The sequence below is a fragment of the Tsukamurella serpentis genome (assembly GCF_054780975.1).
Genome location: NZ_BAAGVH010000002.1, coordinates 789,742 through 808,043 on the forward strand (window position 1 = coordinate 789,742; position 18,302 = coordinate 808,043).

At 69.7% G+C, this 18,302-nt stretch carries 17 protein-coding genes; 6 read left to right on the top strand and 11 right to left on the bottom strand.

Going from position 1 to position 18,302, the window contains the following annotated elements:
- Positions 1-67: 67 nt before the first annotated feature.
- Positions 68-931 carry an aminodeoxychorismate lyase gene (locus ACYVHG_RS06250; RefSeq protein WP_461166539.1) on the bottom strand — a complete coding sequence of 288 codons (864 nt, stop codon included), beginning with the start codon at positions 929-931 and terminating at the stop codon, positions 68-70.
- Between the two features lie 93 nt (positions 932-1,024).
- On the opposite strand from ACYVHG_RS06250, the gene ygfZ reads away from it, so the two are divergent.
- The 3 genes from ygfZ to ACYVHG_RS06265 all read left to right on the top strand — a co-directional run bounded on the left by ygfZ (position 1,025) and on the right by ACYVHG_RS06265 (position 3,024).
- Positions 1,025-2,047, top strand: coding sequence for a CAF17-like 4Fe-4S cluster assembly/insertion protein YgfZ (ygfZ, locus tag ACYVHG_RS06255; protein WP_461166936.1), 1,023 nt, complete (start codon positions 1,025-1,027; stop codon positions 2,045-2,047).
- Positions 2,048-2,052: 5 nt separating this feature from the next.
- Complete coding sequence (locus tag ACYVHG_RS06260) at positions 2,053-2,685, top strand: MOSC domain-containing protein (RefSeq protein WP_461166937.1); 633 nt, start codon at positions 2,053-2,055, stop codon at positions 2,683-2,685.
- Between the two features lie 135 nt (positions 2,686-2,820).
- Positions 2,821-3,024 carry a DUF3073 domain-containing protein gene (locus tag ACYVHG_RS06265; protein ID WP_461166540.1) on the top strand — a complete coding sequence of 68 codons (204 nt, stop codon included), beginning with the start codon at positions 2,821-2,823 and terminating at the stop codon, positions 3,022-3,024.
- Between the two features lie 112 nt (positions 3,025-3,136).
- Here the strand turns inward: ACYVHG_RS06265 and purM are convergent, their stop codons facing one another.
- The gene (gene purM / locus ACYVHG_RS06270) at positions 3,137-4,213 is read right to left on the bottom strand and encodes a phosphoribosylformylglycinamidine cyclo-ligase (protein ID WP_461166541.1); all 1,077 of its coding nucleotides are present in this window, start codon (positions 4,211-4,213) and stop codon (positions 3,137-3,139) included.
- A gap of 120 nt (positions 4,214-4,333) precedes the next feature.
- A complete protein-coding gene (gene purF / locus ACYVHG_RS06275; protein WP_461166542.1) occupies positions 4,334-5,902 on the bottom strand; it encodes an amidophosphoribosyltransferase in 1,569 nt (522 codons plus the stop codon).
- A 143-nt stretch (positions 5,903-6,045) separates the two neighbouring features.
- Between purF and ACYVHG_RS06280 the strand changes: the two genes are divergently transcribed.
- Together ACYVHG_RS06280 and ACYVHG_RS06285 are read left to right on the top strand one after the other, a co-directional pair.
- Complete coding sequence (locus ACYVHG_RS06280) at positions 6,046-6,426, top strand: sterol carrier family protein (protein ID WP_461166543.1); 381 nt, start codon at positions 6,046-6,048, stop codon at positions 6,424-6,426.
- 84 nt (positions 6,427-6,510) lie between these two features.
- The gene (locus ACYVHG_RS06285) at positions 6,511-8,019 is read left to right on the top strand and encodes a glutamate-cysteine ligase family protein (protein ID WP_461166544.1); all 1,509 of its coding nucleotides are present in this window, start codon (positions 6,511-6,513) and stop codon (positions 8,017-8,019) included.
- 7 nt (positions 8,020-8,026) lie between these two features.
- Here ACYVHG_RS06285 and ACYVHG_RS06290 read toward each other — a convergent pair whose 3' ends face one another.
- From ACYVHG_RS06290 to ACYVHG_RS06315, 6 genes are all read right to left on the bottom strand, one after another.
- Entirely contained in the window at positions 8,027-8,779 is a 753-nt protein-coding gene (locus tag ACYVHG_RS06290) for an ABC transporter permease (RefSeq protein WP_461166545.1), read from the bottom strand.
- A complete protein-coding gene (locus ACYVHG_RS06295; RefSeq protein ID WP_461166546.1) occupies positions 8,776-9,543 on the bottom strand; it encodes an ABC transporter permease in 768 nt (255 codons plus the stop codon). The genes ACYVHG_RS06290 and ACYVHG_RS06295 overlap by 4 nt, the downstream gene beginning before the upstream one ends.
- Positions 9,540-10,442 carry an ABC transporter ATP-binding protein gene (locus ACYVHG_RS06300; protein ID WP_461166547.1) on the bottom strand — a complete coding sequence of 301 codons (903 nt, stop codon included), beginning with the start codon at positions 10,440-10,442 and terminating at the stop codon, positions 9,540-9,542. The genes ACYVHG_RS06295 and ACYVHG_RS06300 overlap by 4 nt, the downstream gene beginning before the upstream one ends.
- Positions 10,443-10,514: 72 nt before the next feature.
- A complete protein-coding gene (locus ACYVHG_RS06305; RefSeq protein ID WP_461166548.1) occupies positions 10,515-11,162 on the bottom strand; it encodes a response regulator in 648 nt (215 codons plus the stop codon).
- Complete coding sequence (locus ACYVHG_RS06310; RefSeq protein WP_461166549.1) at positions 11,159-12,301, bottom strand: sensor histidine kinase; 1,143 nt, start codon at positions 12,299-12,301, stop codon at positions 11,159-11,161. The genes ACYVHG_RS06305 and ACYVHG_RS06310 overlap by 4 nt, the downstream gene beginning before the upstream one ends.
- A 99-nt stretch (positions 12,302-12,400) precedes the next feature.
- Positions 12,401-13,237 carry an SAM-dependent methyltransferase gene (locus ACYVHG_RS06315; protein WP_461166550.1) on the bottom strand — a complete coding sequence of 279 codons (837 nt, stop codon included), beginning with the start codon at positions 13,235-13,237 and terminating at the stop codon, positions 12,401-12,403.
- Between the two features lie 64 nt (positions 13,238-13,301).
- On the opposite strand from ACYVHG_RS06315, the gene ACYVHG_RS06320 reads away from it, so the two are divergent.
- On the top strand, positions 13,302-14,636 hold the full coding sequence (locus ACYVHG_RS06320; protein ID WP_461166551.1) for a diguanylate cyclase domain-containing protein: 1,335 nt from the start codon (positions 13,302-13,304) through the stop codon (positions 14,634-14,636).
- On the opposite strand, the gene ACYVHG_RS06325 is transcribed toward ACYVHG_RS06320, so the two are convergent.
- Positions 14,606-15,994, bottom strand: a complete 1,389-nt coding sequence (locus tag ACYVHG_RS06325; RefSeq protein WP_461166552.1) for an amino acid permease — start codon at positions 15,992-15,994, stop codon at positions 14,606-14,608. The two genes, ACYVHG_RS06320 and ACYVHG_RS06325, sit on opposite strands and share 31 nt — an antisense overlap.
- Positions 15,994-18,300 carry a phosphoribosylformylglycinamidine synthase subunit PurL gene (gene purL / locus ACYVHG_RS06330; protein ID WP_461166553.1) on the bottom strand — a complete coding sequence of 769 codons (2,307 nt, stop codon included), beginning with the start codon at positions 18,298-18,300 and terminating at the stop codon, positions 15,994-15,996. The genes ACYVHG_RS06325 and purL overlap by 1 nt, the downstream gene beginning before the upstream one ends.
- Between the last annotated feature and the right edge of the window lie 2 nt (positions 18,301-18,302).

The window sequence follows — 18,302 nt, forward strand, 5'->3', positions numbered from 1 at the left end:
TGTCAACCAGAGGAATCGGCACCGCACAGCGCGCGGAATCCGCACCGTGGTGAAGACGGGATTCGCGTCAGGGGGTGTTCGCGATGCCCACGTCGATCAGCGAACGCACCGTCTGATCCATCGGGGAGTCGGGCAACGAGCGGCCGTCGAGGGTGTGCACCCGAGCGCACAGCGTGATCGACGAGACCAGCCAGACACCGTCGTTCATCACCAGGTCAGCGGGGAAAATCGGCTCGATCGCGGTGTCGATCCCCTTGTCCTCGGCGGCGTCGAACAACGCACGGACGGTGGTCCCGGGCAGGATGCCCTGATCGTCCGGAGGCGTCACCAGCGTGCGCCCACGGGCGATCACGACGGTGGCGCGCGGGGCCTCGAGCACCCGCCCCTCACTGGAGGTGAAGATCACATCGTCGGCACCCTGTTCGGCCGCGTACCGGGCCGCGGCCATGTTCACCGCGTACGAGAGGGTCTTGGCTCCGAGCAACAGCCAGGGCGCGGAATCCGCGAGGGCGGTCGAGTACCCCCGGCTGAGCGTGATCGCGCTGATCCCGTCGCGCCGCGCGGCGATCGCCCGCTCCGGGAGCGGGGCCACGCTGACGTAGGCGGTCGGCGTCGCCGGATCGGACTCCCGGCCGCGGGAGTAGACCAGCCGCAGCGCACCCTCTCCGTCGCCGGCCTTCTCGCCGAACAGCATCGCAGCGCGCTGCATCGCGGCCCACCAGGCACCGTCGTTGAGATCGGGCAGGCCCAGTGCCGCGGCGGACCGGGCCAGGCGGTCCAGGTGCGCACGTCCCTTCAGCGGAGCTCCGTCGCGCACCAGGACCGTCTCGAAGCAGCCGTCGCCGCGCACCGCGCCGAGGTCGTCCGCGTACAGCAGAGGCGTGTTGGCCGGATGCACGGCACCGTCGAGAGTGACCACCACGGAAGTCATGGCGGCAACAGTATGCGACGCCCCCGGAGCCCGCGCGGGCAGCGGGCGTAAGCTCGAAGCGTGGTCGACGCTGAACATTTCGAGTCCGGCATCATGAACCTCGATCAGTCCCCGGATGCCGGCGTGACCTGGCATTACGGTGATCCGTTCGGGGAACAGCGGGCCGCAGAGAGCGGTGCCGCGGTGGTCGACCGCTCGCATCGGCGGGTGATCACCCTGACCGGCCCGGAGCGGCTGAGCTGGCTGCACTCGATCACCTCGCAGCACCTGAGCCGGCTCCCCGATCGCACCCCCACCGAGGTGCTCAACCTCGACGGCAGCGGGCGGGTGCTCGACCACTTCCACCTGATCGACGTCGACGGCACCGTCCACCTCGACACCGAGCCCGCGGCACTCGCGCCGAAGCAGGCGCCGCTGAGTCCGGACCTGGCCACCTACCTGCAGCGCATGGTCTTCCGGTCGGACGTCCAGGTGCAGCCGCGTCCGGATCTGGCGGTACTGACCGTGATCGGGCCGGGCGCCGAGGACGCGATCACCGCCGCGCAGATCGACGGGGTGCAGCGCACCGCGCCCGGTGAGGTGAACCTGATCGTTCCGCGCGCGCAGCTCGCCGCCGGCTTCGGCGCACTGGTCGCCGCCGGCGCCCGTCCGGCCGGCACCTGGGCCTACGAGGCCCGGCGGGTGGCCGCCGCACGCGCCCGCCAGGGCGTGGACACCGACGAGAAGACCATCCCGCACGAGGTGGACTGGATCCGCACAGCGGTGCACCTGGACAAGGGCTGCTACCGGGGGCAGGAGACTGTCGCGCGGGTGCAGAACCTGGGACGCCCGCCGCGCCGGCTGGTGCTGTTGCACCTCGACGGTTCCGCCGACACCCGCCCCGGGACCGGAGATCCGGTCACCGTGGACGGACGCACCGTCGGACGGCTCGGCAGCGTGGTCGAGCACGCCGATTACGGACCGCTCGCCCTGGCGCTGATCAAACGGTCGGTACCCGACGACGCCCGGCTCGAAGCGGGCGGTGCGGCTGCGGCGATCGACACCGGGGTCACGCCCGCAGCCGACGCCGGCGAACAGGCCGGACGCTCGGCCGTGGACCGACTGCGGGGCCGGTGACCGAGGTGGGTCGGGTACTCGCGGTGTGCCTGGTCGCAGCGGAGCGCCGGCTCGACCCGCGCAAGCCGGACCGGAGCACCGCGATCGACAAGCGCTCGGTGTCCGGCCCGGTCCAGGTGGACCTGCTGGGACCGCGGGGCGACCACGTCTGCGACACCCGGCACCACGGCGGCGCGGAGCAGGCCGTCTACGGCTACTCCGAGCACGAGGCGCAGCGCTGGGCCCGGGAACTGGGGTGCGAGCTGCCGGCCGGCTGGTTCGGGGAGAACCTGCGGATCGACGGTGACACCACCGACCTGGTGGTGGGAACCCGGCTGCGGATCGGTACGACACTCGAACTGGAAGTCACGATTCCCCGCACCCCGTGCCGGACCTTCGCGCTGTGGTCGGGCCACGAGAACTGGCTGCGCCGGTTCACCGAGCGGGGCGATACCGGCACCTACTTCCGGGTGGTCAGCCCGGGCCCGGTCACCGCCGGCGATGCGCTGACCGCGGTGTTCGTGCCGGAGCACGGCGCAACCGTCCGAGATGTTTTCCAATCCTCACGACCGGATCGGCTGCGGGCCCTGCTCAGTGTCGATGACCTGCCACCGAAGGTCGCGCGGGATGCGCAAAGGGCCCTCAATCGCGCCAACTGACACCCGGGCGGCAGCACCATCGCCGATCGCACGCTAAACTGGGCACCAGGAAGAATTTGTACACGAAGAAAGGGGCCGCCACCCGCCGGGGAATCCGGTAGCTGGCCGCCCCTTCATTGCGCGAGGGGGTCCCCCATGGGCCGCGGCCGGGCAAAGGCGAAGCAGACCAAGGTTGCACGTGAGCTCAAGTACAGCTCGCCGACCACTGACTTCAAGAGCCTGCAAGCTGAGCTGACGGGTAGTGAGAAGGACGAGGCCGATGCCCTCGCCTCCCACCCGGAGTGGAGTGACGTGTACTCGGAGGAGTCGTACCGCACCGAGGAGTGGCGCCGCGCCTGACGCGACCCGCTCCCCGGTGCGGTGACGCCGCGCTGACGCGCGTCTCCCGCGCCCCGTCGGGGCCGAGACCGCAGGAGCCGGTCACCGGCCCGGTCTCGCACGAGGCGGTTCGTCAGAACCGCGGGTGAGAGCCGCTGAGCACGGCCCGGTTCCCGGCACCGTCGGACTTCTTGATCGATCCCAGCACCCAGCTGTCGATGTGGCGTGCGGTGAGCACGGCCAGAGCGCGGTCGACGTCCTCCGGGGCCACGATCGCCACCATGCCGACGCCCATGTTGAAGGTCTTCTCCATCTCGGCCTGCTCGACGCGGCCGCGGTGCGCGATCATCGAGAACACCGCCGACGGGCTCCAGGTGGCGCGGTCGAGTTCGGCGACCAGACCCTCCGGGATGACGCGTCCGAGGTTGGCCTCCAGGCCGCCACCGGTCACGTGGCAGAACGTGCGCACCTGCGTCTCCTGCGCCAGTCGCAGGCAGTCCAGGGCGTAGATCGCGGTGGGTTCGAGCAGTTCCTCACCGAGGGTGCGGCCGAACTCCTCGACGTAGCCGCCGAGGTCCATGTGCCCCCACTCCAGCAGCACCTTGCGGGCCAGGCTGTAGCCGTTGCTGTGCAGGCCGGAGCTCTTCATGGCGATCACCACATCGCCCGCGCGCACATTGTCCGGTCCCAGGACCTCATCGGCCTCGACCACGCCGACACCGGTCGCGGACAGGTCGTACTCGCCGTCCGCCATCAGGCCCGGGTGCTCGGCGGTCTCGCCGCCCAGCAGGGCGCAGCCGGCCCGGACGCAGCCCTCGGCGATGCCGCCGACCAGCTCGGCGACGGTCTCCGGGACCACCTTGCCGACCGCGATGTAGTCCTGCAGGAACAGCGGCTCGGCGCCGGTCACGACGAGATCGTCGACGACCATCGCAACCAGGTCGATGCCGACGGTGTCGTGCTTGCCCATGGCCTGCGCCACGGCGATCTTGGTGCCCACACCGTCGGTCGACGCGGCGAGCACCGGCTCGCGGTACTTCTTGAGCGCGAACAGGCCGGCGAAGCCGCCCAGGCCTCCGAGAACCTCGGGGCGGGTCGCGCGCTTGGCATGGGGCTTGAAGAGTTCGACGGCCCGGTCACCGGCCTCGATGTCGACTCCGGCAGCGGCGTAGGAGGCGCCTTGCGGCGGGTGGGAGTTGGAATCCGTCACAACTGGTAAGGCTACCGGACCCCTCCCGTCAGCGGCCCGGCCGGACCGGACCGCGACCGGAGCACGACGTGACCGATCCGTTCCGGGGACGTTCCGGGCCCGCGGCGTGCGGGCCGGACGTCAGGGGCGGCGCAGCGCCGAGGCGTTGTCGTTCTCCGCGCGCAGCGGATCGCCCGTGCTCGGACCGGCCTTGAGCATGTTCTCCAGCACCGCCTTACCCATGGACGTGGAATCGGGCAGCGGGATCGGGTAGACACCGTCGAAGCAGGCCCGGCACATCGACTCCCCCGCGTGCTCGGTGGCCGCGGTCATCTCCTCCAGCGAGATGTAGCCCAGCGAGTCGGCACCGATCGCCGCGCGCACCGATTCGACCATGGCCTCCATCGAGTCGACACCGCCGCCGTTGGCGATCAGTTCGGCCGGGGAGGCGAAGTCGATGCCGTAGAAGCACGGCCACTTCACCGGCGAGGAGGCGATCCGCACGTGGATCTCGGCGGCACCGGCCTCGCGGAGCATCCGGATCAGGGCCCGCTGGGTGTTGCCGCGGACGATCGAATCGTCGACGACCACCAGCTTCTTGCCGCGGATCACCTCTTTGAGCGGGTTGAGCTTGAGCCGGATACCGAGCTGCCGGATGGTCTGGCTGGGCTGGATGAAGGTGCGGCCCACGTAGGCGTTCTTCATCAGGCCCTGCCCGTAGGGGATGCCCGATTCCTGGGCGTATCCCACGGCAGCGGGGGTGCCGGATTCGGGGACCGGGATCACCAGGTCACCCTCTGCGGGGTGCTCACGGGCGAGTCGCCGGCCGATGTCCACGCGGGTCGAGTGCACCGAACGGCCGTGGATCACCGAGTCCGGGCGGGCCAGGTACACGTACTCGAAGATGCAGGTCTTCGGGGTGGGCTCGGCGAACCGGGTGGACCGGACACCGTCCTCGTCGATCGCCAGCAGCTCACCGGGCTCGATGTCGCGGACGAAGGAGGCGCCGACGATATCGAAGGCGGCGGTCTCCGAGGCGACCACCCAGCCGCGGTCGAGGCGGCCCAGCGACAGTGGGCGCACGCCGTGCGGATCACGCGCCGCGTACAGGGTGTGCTCGTCCATGAAGGTCAGGCAGAACGCGCCCTGGAGGGTGGGCAGCAGCTCCATCGCGGCCTGCTCCAGGGTGCGGTCGGCGGCCGCATGGGCGAGCAGGGCGCCGACGATGTCCGAATCGGAGGTGGCGGCGTTGGCGCGGGCACCGGGGACACCCAGCTCCGCGGCGCGGTCGGCCAGCTCCGCGGTGTTGACCAGGTTGCCGTTGTGACCGAGCGCGACGCCGTTGCCGGCGCTGGTGGTGCGGAAGATCGGCTGGCTGTTCTCCCAGGTGGTGGACCCGGTGGTGGAGTACCGGCAGTGCCCGATCGCCACGTGCCCGGACATCGAGCTCAGCGTCTGCTCGTCGAAGACCTGGCTGACCAGGCCCAGGTCCTTGAACACCAGCACCTGCTGGCCGTCGCCCACGGCGATGCCGGCGGCCTCCTGGCCGCGGTGCTGGAGGGCGTACAGGCCGTAGTAGGACAGTTTCGCGACGTCCTCACCGGTGGCCCAGACGCCGAAGACACCGCACTCCTCGCGGGGCTCGCTCTCCTCGCCGTCATCGAGCGGGGTGCCGGTGGGATTGACGACGGTGAGCGGAAGCTGCTGCACGGCTGACTCCTGGGTCTGGCTGGGGCGGGCCTGTACCTGTACCCGATTGTAGGTGCGATCGAGCAGATCGAACGAATCGACGAGTACCTTTCTTCCAGCGACGGCGAGTGCCGCCGCGCGGACCCCACCGGAACGGAGCGCAGATGGCCAAGCGGATCGACCCCGCGCACATGCGCGCCTCGGTGCTCGCGGTGGCCGAGTGGCTGGCCGACGACGCCGCCCCGGTGCCACCGCGCGCCGCCCTCGCGGACGCGGTCCGGACCACCGCGAGGATGCTGGCGCAGGACGCTCCGGGCGCGTCGGTGGAGGTACGGGTACCGCCGTTCGTGGCGGTGCAGTGCATCGACGGTCCGCGGCACACCCGGGGTACCCCGCCGAACGTGGTGGAGTGCACGCCCAGGGTGTGGCTGCGCCTGGCTACCGGGATGGTCACCGTCGAGACGGCGACCACGGCCGGTGAACTGGCCGCCAGTGGCGCCCGCGCCGCTGAGGTGGCCCGGCATCTTCCGGTCCTGCGGCTCTGAACACGGCGCTGACGACGGCGCGGCCGACACGCGGATGCCCGGAATACGCCCCACGCGACGTGCTGTTTCTGTCAGGCTTCGGCCATGGGTGCCGATGTCGAGGCAAGGGTGTTCACGCGCGAGGACCGGATGCGGTTCCGGCGCCAGGTGCAGCGCGGCACCGACGCCATCGCCCGGATGCTCTCCGAGGGACTGTTCACCGATGACGGTGCGCCGCCGCAGCCACTGCTGGGCATGGAGGTGGAGCTGAACCTCGTCGATGCGCAGATGGCGCCGGCGATGGCGAACGCGGAAGCGCTCGATGCGATCGCCGATCCGGACTTCCAGACCGAGCTCGGGCAGTTCAACATCGAGATCAACGTGGCGCCGCGTCCCTTCGTCGACCAGCAGACCTTCGGCCTGGAGCAGGCGCTGCGGGATTCGCTGAACCGGGCCGATTCCCGAGCGAGGGAACGCGGCGCCCACTTGGTGATGATCGGGATGCTGCCCACGCTCGAGGAGGAGCACTTCGCCGCGCAGTGGTTCTCCGCGAATCCGCGCTACGACCTGCTCAACGAACAGGTCTTCGCGGCGCGCGGGGAGGACATCGAGATCGACATCGAGGGTGCTCCGTTGCCCGGCGCGGTGGTCGGCGAGCGGCTCGACATCACCTCCGACACGATCCTGCCGGAGGCGGCGTGCACCTCCCTGCAGCTGCATCTTCGAGTGGCGCCGGAGGATTTCGCCGCGCACTGGAACGCCGCGCAGGCGATCGCCGGGGTGCAGGTGGCGATCGCGGCGAACTCACCGTTCCTGGCCGGCCGGGCGCTGTGGCACGAGACCCGGATCCCGCTGTTCGAGCAGGCCACTGACACCCGTCCGATCGAGTTGCGCAATCAGGGTGTGCGGCCGCGGGTGTGGTTCGGAGAGCGGTGGATCACCTCCACCTTCGATCTGTTCGAGGAGAACACCCGCTACTTCCCGGCCCTGCTGCCGGTGTGCAGTGACGTCGATCCGCTGGAGGTGGTCGCCCGCGGTGAGTCGCCGGAACTGCCGGAGCTGCGGATGCACAACGGCACCGTGTACCGGTGGAACCGTCCGGTGTACGACGTGGTCGACGGTCACGCGCACCTGCGCGTGGAGAACCGGGTACTGCCCGCCGGCCCGACGGTGGTCGACACCATGGCGAACGCGGCGTTCTACTACGGCGTGGTGCGGGCGATGGTCGACGCCGAGCGTCCGATCTGGACGCAGATGAGTTTCGATGCGGCCACCGAGAACCTGCACTCCGGAGCGCGTGACGGATTCGATGCCGGCCTGTACTGGCCGAACGTGGGCTGGATCCGTCCGGACGAGCTGGTGCTGCGGCGGCTGCTGCCGCTGATGGACGAGGGTCTCAAGGCCTACGGTGTGGGTTCGCAGTCCCGCGAGCGGTATCTGGAGGTGCTCGAGGGCCGCTGCATCGCGCGGCAGACCGGTTCCTCCTGGCAGCGGGCGGCCGTCGCCCGGCGTGAGGCCGCGGGCGAGTCCCGTCCGCAGGCCCTGCGCGGGATGCTCGCCGACTACGTCGAGCTGATGCACCAGGGCGATCCGGTGCACACCTGGCAGGTGTGAGACCGGATCAGGAGTGCACCTCGCGACGTTCGAGCGAGACGACGCCGACTGCGAGTGTCACCGCGGAGAGTAGAACGGTCGCCACCAGCGCGGTGATTACCGTTCCCGGGGTGAGAGTGCCGCTGTCGCCGAACGATCCGGAAGCCAGCTGGGTGGCCCGCGCCGCCAGTGCGTACGGGAGGACGAAGACCGCGGCGTGGACCTTCGCGGTGAGCAGGACGACGGCGCCCCCGGCCCCCACCAGTGCAACGGCTATCGGCGCCGCGAAGGAACGCAACGACATCGACATCCAGGACTGCACGGCCGCAACCGGTGCCGAGGCCACCATGATGAGTACGCCGATCACGAGGTAGCGCGCGGGCAGCATCCCGGGGAGATCGAAGACCGTCTTTCCGATCACCACCACGGTCACAAGCATCACCGATTGCATTCCGGCGGTGAGCAGGGCGACGGTACCCGCTTTGGCGACGACGATCCTCGACGCCGGAAGCGCGCCGGACATGAGGGCGTTCCAGTTCCCACCACGGTGCTCACCGCGCCACACCAACGAAGCGAGGACCGCGATCCCGAGCGGGAGCGGGAACAGACCGTAGAAGACCACGGTACGCAACCACAGTGTGTCCCAGCCATTCTCGAGTTCGGCGCCGGAGCCGAGGGTGTTGAAGGTGCCGACGGCCGCGATGAGTACCGGCAACGCGACAACCACCACCCACGCCTGCGAGCGGCGCAACTTGATGAGTTCCACGACGAATGCGTTCATCCCGCTGATTCCTTCCGATCGAGTCGCACTGTGATCGTGTGGAAGCCGATCAGAGCCACCACCGCCAAGAGGACGACACTCGGATACGACGGCGTGAGGAACACCGCTGCATCCCCCTGGTAGTCCGCCGGTTCGACCAGCGAGTAATAGCCCCACGGCGTCAGGTGAACGAGCGCACGGGGCATCGCCGGGGCGGACAGCGCGATGACCGTCCCCACGATCCCGGTCCCGAGCCCGATGAGTTGGTTGTCCACACGGGCCGCGATCAGGACCTGAGCCGCCAGCACGACGAGGTTGATGATCACCACCGAGAACGTGTACGCCATCCACAGTCCGACCGGAGGACGACCCGTGCCACCGAGAAACAGACCGATGACGAGCGCCGCGCAGGAACTGATGACGGTGCCGGCGGCGACGAGCGCTCCGGCACTGGTCACCTTCGCGCGACACAGTTGTCCGCGTCCGACACCGGTCCCTGCGTTCAGCATCCAACCGTTGCCCTGGTGTTCGATCTCCACCGCCCGGCTGGCGAGGACCGCGATCAACAACGGCGCGACGATCGGGAAGGCGAGGCCGAGACCGGCGAGAGGCAGCGCCCACGTGAACGCCTGCACCCCCTCCCCGGACGTACCGCCGACCATCCCGATCGCCGTCAGACCCGTGACTCCCAGCAGCAGCACCGCGGCGATCGCGCCGAGACGGAGACGGCGGAACTTGGCGAACTCGTTGCGCAGCACCGCCGAACCACCCAGGGCCGCGGTCATGATCGCGCCCCGCCGGTGAGGCTCATGAACACGTCTTCGAGTGATTGTTCATCCCGCCGGACCCCGAAGACACCGACACCGGCCCCGGCCAGGTCCGCCACCACGCGAGCAGTACTGCGATCATCGATGCCGGGCAGTCGCAGGGTTCGCCCGTCGATCCGCGCGGGGATCTTCTCCCGCAGGGTCTCCGCAGCGGCCGCAGGATCCATCGTCTCGACGAGCACGTCCGGGACCGTCGCGGCCATCAGGTCCGCGCGCGTCCCCTGGAAGATCATGCGTCCCGCGTTCAGGATGCCCAGCACATCCGCGGTCCGGTCGATCTCTCCGAGCAGATGACTCGAGACCACCACCGTGACACCCCGATCAGCGAGGTGGCGCAGCAGTCCGCGGATCTCCTCGATTCCTGCTGGGTCGAGCCCGTTGGTCGGCTCATCGAGGATGAGCAGTTGCGGTTCCCGGGCCAACGCCATGGCGATGCCCAGGCGCTGCTTCATACCCAACGAGTAGTTGCGCACCTTCTTCTCCAATTGCTCCTGCAGCCGGACGGTGCGCACCGCTCCCGCGATCTGGTCGTCGCGCAGACCGAGGGATCGCTGAACGATGCGAAGGTTCTCAGCCCCGGTCAGATGTCCGTACCCGGGGGGAGTCTCGATGAGCGAGCCGATCCGGGCGAGCTGCTCTCGCCGTGTCGAACGGGTCATCTCCCGGCCGAAGATCCGGATCTCCCCGCAGGAGGGCTGGATCAGCGACAGGAGCATCTTCATCGTGGTCGACTTACCGGCGCCGTTGGGGCCGAGGAATCCGTACACGCAGCCCTGCGGCACACGGAGGTTCAGATCCTCGACGACGGTCGTCGAGCCGTAGCTCTTTCCCAGGCCTCGGGTACTCACAACGTCCATGCCACCATCGTCACGCCGCCGATGCCGCGCGTCGTCCCCCCGAAGTGGGAATCCACCACCTATACCCGAGTATTACCCGCCGACGAGGCCGGTCTCGTACGCGACGATGACCGCCTGGGTGCGATCGCGCACCTTGAGCTTGGCGAGTACCCGGCTGACGTGGACCTTCACGGTAATCTCCGCTATCGCCAGATGTTCCGCGATCTCCGCATTCGACAGCCCGGTGGCGACCAGTCGCAGCACCTGCACTTCCCGGGAGGTCAGATCCGATAGGTCCGGCGGAGGGGAGAAGGTGACGCCTCTCCGGGTGAAGTGCTCGATCAGCCGCCTGGTCGTACTGGGTGCCACCACCGCATCGCCGGCGGCGACGTGCCTGATCGACGCCGCCAGTTCATCGGCTGTCCCGTCCTTGAGGAGGTAGCCGCTCGCCCCGTTCTTCAGTGCGTGGAAGACGTACTCGTCGAGGTCGAAAGTGGTCAGTACCAGAACCTTCGGAGGGGCGTCGCCGGAGCACAGCTCTCCGGTCGCCGCGACCCCGTTCATCACCGGCATCTGGATGTCCATCAGCACGACGTCCGGCCGGACCCGCCGCACCACGCCGAGTGCTTCCCGGCCGTCGGCGGCCTCGCCCACCACCTCGATGTCGCGCGATTCCAACACCATTCGCAAGCCCGCGCGAACGAGCTCCTGATCATCCACCAGCACAACGCGAATCGTCATCCGAGTTCGCCTCCGGCGATCGGCAACCCGGCGCGTATCCGGAATCCGCCCGACAGGGGGCGGGAGAACTCCACCATCCCTCCCTGCGCCGTCACCCGCTCCCTCATTCCGGTCAGGCCCAAGCCCTCCACTGCAACGTCCTCACCATTGCCCCGGAGATCGCGCTCGCCGTCATCGGTGATCTCAATGGCGAGTTCGTCGCTACCCCACTGCACGGCCACCTGTACCGCTGTCGCCGCCTCTGCGTGCTTGCGCACGTTGGTCAGTGCCTCCTGGATCATCCGGTAGACGGCCAGTTCGGCTCCCCCGCCGATGGGAACCGGTGTCCCAGTGACCTGCATCGTCACCGGAACTCCCACGGTGCGGGACTGATCGATCAAGGCGTCGAGGTCTTTCAGGCCCGGTGCCGGTGTGCCCTCGTCCACGCCGTCGGCGCGCAGCACCAAGAGCATGGAACGCATCTCCGCCATCGCTGTACGCCCGGTACTGCTCACCGTCCGCATCGTCCGGGCCGCCACTTCAGGATCCTTGCGGACCACCGATGCGGCCCCGTCCGCCAGTAGGACGATGGCGCTCAGACCGTGCGAGACGATGTCGTGGAGTTCGCGGGCGATCCTGGTGCGTTCCTCGATCACGGCCACTCGGGCACGGATCTCCTGCTCCCGTTCGGCCTGGCGAGCTCGTTCCTCCAGACTCAGCACGTACCGGTGGCGCGTCTGGGACAGCGACCCGAGCAACCATGCGAGCACCGGCAGGAGGGCCACAAGCGCCACGTCCCCGATCGACCAGCCGTTCTCGGTACGGGCCGGCAGTGCGATCAACAACGCCCAGATCACCACGGCCGCAGTCGTGGGTACGGATCGTCGCCACGAATCCGCTCGGGCCACGCGATAGAGCGCGAGCAGCAGCATCACGTCGGCTACCAGCAGCCCGATCCCGGCCGCGAGTTGCACGTATGCGGTGGCGCCGACCACGAGGAACGCGATCAGCGGTCGCCGACGATGCAGGAACATGTAGGGGAAGCACAGCATCACCGGCAGCAACAGTTCGGGCATGCCGGGAAAGCCCTGGACGGGCAGGTTGTAGAGGAACACGGCGACAGGGATGACTTCGCCGAGGTACGCCAGGAGCGAAAGCACATCCTGGACGCTACCCGTTTCCCGGCCGGGAACGACGGCCAAAACCCGCCCACCTCCGAGCGGGTGAGGGCGGCGTTGCGCCCGTCCGCGCCGAGGCTCTCACACGATCCGGCCCAGCCCCACGTACCCGTAGCTGCACCGCAACTGCTCCGGGGTGAGCGGGAACTCGGGCCGCCAGCGGCCGTACCGCACCAGCCCGGGTGCCACCAGCTCGGTCCCGTCGAACCACTGCTCGATCTGCTGCTTCGAGCGGAGGTGCAACCGGTCCGCGGTCTGCTCGTACTGCCCGCGCACCCATTGCACTTCAGCGGCGACCTCCTCGTCCGGGCAGTCGTCGGTGGCCTGCGAGAGCGCCAGGTAGCTCCCCGGCACCAGGTGCTCGCGGTAGCGGCCGAGCACCGTCCCCGGATCGTCCTCGTCGGACAGGAACAGCAGCACGCCGACGGCCAGCAGGCCCACCGGCCGGGAGAAGTCGATCAGCTCGCGCGTCGCCGGGTGTCCGAGCACGGCATCGCAGTCCCGCAGGTCGGCGTTCAGGATCGCCGCATCAGGATCACCGTCGAGCATCTGCCGCGCCATCTCGTAGGCCACCGGCTCGTTGTCGACGTACACCACCTTCGCCGCCGGGTTGAGACTGCGGGCCAGCTCGTGGACGTTGCCCGCGGTCGGGATGCCGGAACCGAGGTCGAGGAACTGGTCGATCCCGGCGACGGACATCGTCTGGACCGCGCGCCGCACGAACGCCCTGTTCAGCCGGGCCCCGATGAGCCAGTGCGGGGCCCTGGCGCCGATCCGCTCGCCCGCGTCGCGATCCACCGGTGTGTAGCTGACCCCGCCGAGGAAGTAGTCGTACATCCGGGCCACGTTCGGGCGATCGACGTCCAGCGAGCGCGGTCCGGACGTCCTGCGGTGCGACGGTGTCTGCTGTTCTGTCATGCTCTATTCACTGTAGCCAACGGACGTTGCCATTAGGCTGCGAATGTGAGGTGAGGAGGTGCGGATGACCGATCGCCCCTCACCCCTGCGTGGCCTGGCTCGCGGTGAATCCGTGGTGGCACTGTTGGTGGACGACTACCTCACCTCGATCGCCGACGTGGTGTACCTCCCCTTTCCCGCCGCGGTCTGCCGGTCCGCGCTGGCGACGGCTTTCGAGGGCGTGATCGCGGCGCTCACCGCCGAGGACTTCTCCCCGGACGCCGGCCGTGAGTTCGGGCGGGTCCTGGTCTCATTGCAGATCACCGCGGCCGAGGCGGCCGCCGCCGCGGCCCGGTCGATCGCCGGACTGGCCGACGCACTGATCCCCGATCCGTCCACGGAGGTCCGCCGCCGCACCGCACTGATCCTGGCCGAGTTCACCGGCGGATACGCCGACGCGTCCGCCCGCCGGATCGTCGACGGCCAGGCCGGTGTGCACCGCGCCACCGACGCCGCCCGGCGCACCGCGGTCGAGGGGGAACGGCAGGCGCTGGCGCGGCTGCGGGTGATGTTCGAGCACGCCCGCTCGGCTCTGTTCGTGGCCGACGAACGGGGCACCCTGCTGGAGGTCAGCCCGGTGATGGCGATGGTGATCGACGCCAACCGCGATCTGGTGGGTGCCCGCGCCGACGACGTCCGGCCCCTGCTCAACGACGATCCCGCCACCGTCGACCGGGTGCTCCGCGAGCTGATCGAGGCCGACGACGACACCGTCACCCGGTTCCTCGAACACCCCCGCCTGCACGCCGGAGGCGGGACGGTGGGCAGCACCGTCGGACGGTGGGCACTGAACCGGGTCCGCTCCCGGGACGACCGGCCCGCACTCATCGTGGGGGTCGGTCACGATGTGACCGAACTGCAGGAGCTGCACGCCCAACTCAGCCACCTCGCGCATCACGACGCGTTGACGGGGCTGCCGAACCGCCGGCGATTGACCGACGATCTCGATGCCATGCCGCCGGTCCCGTTCGGCTTCTGCCTGATCGACCTGGACGGCTTCAAGCACTTCAACGACCGTCTCGGGCACGCCGCGGGCGATCAGCTCCTGGTCGCCGCCGCGCACCGGATGCGGTCGATCCTCGGCGGCACCGGCACCCTGTACCGGGTCGGTGGTGACGAGTTCGCGGTCCTGGTGCCACAGCCCTTCCGTCCGCAGGACGCGGCCGAACTGCTGCACCGGGCCCTGTCGACACCGCTGGAACTCCCCGCGGCCGACGGGGTCGGACCTCGTCCCCTGCCGGTACGAGTGGGCGCCAGCATCGGCACCACCGTCGCGACCCCGCAGCAGGCCACGATCGAGACCCTGATCGCGGCCGCGGACGCCGGGCTCTACCGGTCCAAGGAGGCGCGCCGGGCCTGAATCCTGGCGTGCACCGCACCGGCCAGCCACAGCGCCAGTACCACCGCGGCGGTGGAGAGCACTTGACTGCGGACGTCGGCGTTGCAGACGGCGGCCGTCACGATGACCAGCAGCAGCACCAGCACCGCCCACGACAGGTACGGGTGGCCCCACATCCTCAACGGCAGCGCCGTGCCGTCCCGTTCGGCGCGACGGCGCAGCACGATCTGCGAGCCGATGGTCGCGAGCCAGGTGACGATCAGCGTGGAACCGACGACGGCCAGGAGCCGGTCGAGCACCTCGGCGCCCCACAGGTACGTCGCCGGGACCGCGAGGAAGCCGATCACCGAACTCGCCAGCACCGCTGTCACCGGCACACCGGAACCGGTGGCCCGCGCCGCGGCGGCCGGGGCCATGCGCCGCTCGGCCAGCGAGTACAGCATGCGCGAGCTGCCGTAGAGGTTCGCGTTGAGCGAGCTGAGCAGTGCCACCACGATCACCACACCGAGCGTGGCGCCCACGGCCGGCAGGCCCGCGGCGTCCAGCACGGCGACGAAGGGCTTCTCGGCGACGGCCTTCGAATCCCACGGCAGGGCCAGCAGGATGACGGCGACGCTGCCCACGTAGAACACCAGGATCCGCCAGACGGTGGCGCGGATCGCCCGGCCCACCGCATGCTCCGGATCGCGGGTCTCGGCGGCGGCCACCGCCACGATCTCGATGCCGCCGAAGGCGAAGATCACCACCAGTAGCGCGGCCACCACACCGCCGGCGCCGTGCGGGGCGAACTCGGTGAGATTGCCCAGTCCGGGCGACGGTGCCGACGTCCAGCCGAGCAGGAAGCCCACGCCGACGATCAGGAACAGCGTCACGAAGATCACCTTGATCAGCGAGAACCAGAACTCGAACTCGCCGAACCCCCGGACCGCGGTCAGGTTCAGCGCGGTCAGGGCGGTCATGAAGATCAGCGCCCACACCCACACCGGTGGCCCACCGGGCAACAGCCCGTTGAGGATCGCGGCGGCGGCCACCGCCTCGGCGGCGACCACCAGGCACAACTGGACCCACCACAGCCAGCCGACGGCGAACCCCGCGCCGGGGCCGAGCGCCCGGCCGGCGTAGTACGAGAAGGCACCGGGGTTCGGGTCCGCGGCGACCATCTCGCCGAGCATCCGCATCACGGCGATCACCACGACACCGGCCAGCGCGTAGGCGACGAGCACCGCCGGACCGGCCAGTGCGATGCCCTTACCGGCGCCCACGAACAGCCCGGCGCCGATCGCGGAGCCGAGGCTCATCATGATCAGGTGCCGGGCCCGCAGGCCCGCGTGCAGTCGTTCCTCGGTGCGGGGCGATAGCTCGGCCGACGATGCCGCCATCAGCCGAACAGCGCCGGTAGGGTGCCCTCGTGCGCGGCCCGCAGGTCCGCGAGGGTCACGGTGAAACGGCCCTGGACCTCGACCGAGTCGCTGCCCTGATCGACCACGCCGATCCGGGCGGCGGGCAGTCCACGGGCGGCGCACATCGCGGCGAACCGGGTCTCCTCGGTGCGCGGGACGGCCACCAGCACACGCCCGGACGACTCGGAGAACAACTGCACGAACGCGCTGAGCGCCTCCCCGTCGGCAGCCCCATCGGCAGCCGGGACACCGGCACCGTCGAGCAGCAGCCGGCAGCCGGTCTCCCCGGCGAGTGCCCCCTCGACCACGGCCTGCCACAGTCCGCCCTCGGAGAGATCGTGCGCGGCCGAGATCAGGCCGTCGCGGGAGGCGGCGGTGAGCACTTCGCCGAGCAGTTTCTCGCGCTGCAGGTCCACCTGCGGCGGCACGCCACCGAGGTGATCGTGCTCGACCTGGGCCCAGATCGAGCCGTCGAACTCGTCGCGGGTCTCGCCCAGCAGGTAGAGGGTCTCTCCGGGCTCGGTGCCCAGCCCCGTCGGGATGCGGCGGCGGACATCGTCGATCACGCCGAGCACACCGATCACCGGGGTCGGGAGGATCGCGGTGGCACCGGTCTGGTTGTAGAAGCTGACGTTGCCGCCCGTCACCGGGATGCCCAGTTCCACGCAGCCGTCGGCGATCCCGTGCACGGCCTGCTGGAACTGCCACATCACGCCCGGGTCCTCGGGGGAGCCGAAGTTCAAGCAGTCGGTGACGGCCTTCGGGGTGGCACCGGTGACCGCGACGTTGCGGTACGCCTCGGCCAGCGCGAGCTTGCCGCCGGTGTACGGGTCGAGGTACGTGTAGCGACCCGAGGCATCGGTGGACAGCGCGATCCCGCGCTGGGTGCTCTCGTCGATGCGGATCACCGCGCCGTCGGCGTTCTCGGCCAGGACGGTGTTGCCGCGGACGTACCGGTCGTACTGCTCGGTGATGAACTTGCGCGAGCACAGTGCCGGGGAGGCGAGCATCTTCAGCGCGGTGGCGCGCAGCTCGTCGTCGGAGGCGGGACGGCGCAGCCCTGCGGTGGTGTCCGCGACCACCGCGTCCATGAAGTCGGGGCGGGCGACCGGCCGGTGGTAGACGGGGCCGTCGTGGGCGATGGTGCGCGGCGGGGCGTCGACCACCGTCTCGCCGCGGAAGGTGATCTCCAGGCGCTCACCGTCGGTGACCTCGCCGATCACGGTGGCCAGCACGTCCCACTTGGCGCACACGGCCATGAACGCGTCGACGTTCTCCGGGGTCACCACCGCACACATGCGCTCCTGCGACTCGGAGGAGAGGATCTCGGCGGCGGTCATGCCCTCCGCGCGGCAGGCCACCTGGTCGAGGTCGATGAGCATGCCGCCGTCGCCGGCCGCGGCCAGCTCGGACGTGGCGCAGGACAGCCCGGCGCCGCCGAGGTCCTGGATGCCGACCACCAGCTTCTCCCGGTACAGATCGAGGCAGCACTCGATGAGTACCTTCTCGGTGAACGGGTCTCCGACCTGAACGGCGGGCAGCTTCCTGGGCTTGCTCCCCTCCTCGAAGGTCTCGGAGGCGAGCACGGAGACTCCGCCGATGCCGTCGAGGCCGGTGCGGGCGCCGAACAGGATGATCTTGTTGCCGGCGCCGGAGGCGAAGGCCAGGTGCAGGTCCTCGGTGCGCAAGACACCCGCACACAGCGCGTTGACCAGCGGGTTACCGGCGTAGGAGGCGTCGAAGACGGTCTCACCGCCCACATTCGGCAGGCCCAGGGAGTTGCCGTATCCGCCCACTCCGCGGACCACGCCGTCGAGTACGCGGCGGGTGTCGGGGGCGTCGGCGGGACCGAAGCGCAGTTGGTCCATCACCGCGATCGGCCGGGCGCCCATGGCCATGATGTCGCGGACGATGCCGCCGACACCGGTCGCGGCGCCCTGGTACGGCTCGACGTAGGACGGGTGGTTGTGCGATTCCACCTTGAAGGTGACGGCCCAGCCGTCACCGATGTCCACCACGCCGGCGTTCTCACCGATCCCGGCGAGCATCACCTCGCGCATCTCGTCGGTGGTGGTCTCGCCGAAGTAGCGCAGGTGCACCTTCGAGCTCTTGTAGGAGCAGTGCTCGGACCACATCACCGAGTACATGGCGAGTTCGGCGTCCGTGGGCCGGCGGCCGAGGATCTCGCGGATTCGCTGGTACTCGTCGTCCTTGAGCCCGAGCTCGCGGTACGGCTGGTCGAGATCGGGCGTGGCGGCGGCGTGGGTGACCGTGTCTACGTGCACGC

What these genes read in the sequence shown, in the direction of transcription:
- ACYVHG_RS06250 (WP_461166539.1), bottom strand. Translation starts at nt 931, where the DNA reads ATGACTTCCGTGGTGGTCACTCTCGACGGTGCCGTGCATCCGGCCAAC.
- ygfZ (WP_461166936.1), top strand. Translation starts at nt 1,025, where the DNA reads ATGAACCTCGATCAGTCCCCGGATGCCGGCGTGACCTGGCATTACGGT.
- ACYVHG_RS06265 (WP_461166540.1), top strand. Translation starts at nt 2,821, where the DNA reads ATGGGCCGCGGCCGGGCAAAGGCGAAGCAGACCAAGGTTGCACGTGAG.
- ACYVHG_RS06280 (WP_461166543.1), top strand. Translation starts at nt 6,046, where the DNA reads ATGGCCAAGCGGATCGACCCCGCGCACATGCGCGCCTCGGTGCTCGCG.
- ACYVHG_RS06285 (WP_461166544.1), top strand. Translation starts at nt 6,511, where the DNA reads ATGGGTGCCGATGTCGAGGCAAGGGTGTTCACGCGCGAGGACCGGATG.
- ACYVHG_RS06290 (WP_461166545.1), bottom strand. Translation starts at nt 8,779, where the DNA reads ATGAACGCATTCGTCGTGGAACTCATCAAGTTGCGCCGCTCGCAGGCG.
- ACYVHG_RS06295 (WP_461166546.1), bottom strand. Translation starts at nt 9,543, where the DNA reads ATGACCGCGGCCCTGGGTGGTTCGGCGGTGCTGCGCAACGAGTTCGCC.
- ACYVHG_RS06300 (WP_461166547.1), bottom strand. Translation starts at nt 10,442, where the DNA reads ATGGACGTTGTGAGTACCCGAGGCCTGGGAAAGAGCTACGGCTCGACG.
- ACYVHG_RS06305 (WP_461166548.1), bottom strand. Translation starts at nt 11,162, where the DNA reads ATGACGATTCGCGTTGTGCTGGTGGATGATCAGGAGCTCGTTCGCGCG.
- ACYVHG_RS06315 (WP_461166550.1), bottom strand. Translation starts at nt 13,237, where the DNA reads ATGACAGAACAGCAGACACCGTCGCACCGCAGGACGTCCGGACCGCGC.
- ACYVHG_RS06320 (WP_461166551.1), top strand. Translation starts at nt 13,302, where the DNA reads ATGACCGATCGCCCCTCACCCCTGCGTGGCCTGGCTCGCGGTGAATCC.
- ACYVHG_RS06325 (WP_461166552.1), bottom strand. Translation starts at nt 15,994, where the DNA reads ATGGCGGCATCGTCGGCCGAGCTATCGCCCCGCACCGAGGAACGACTG.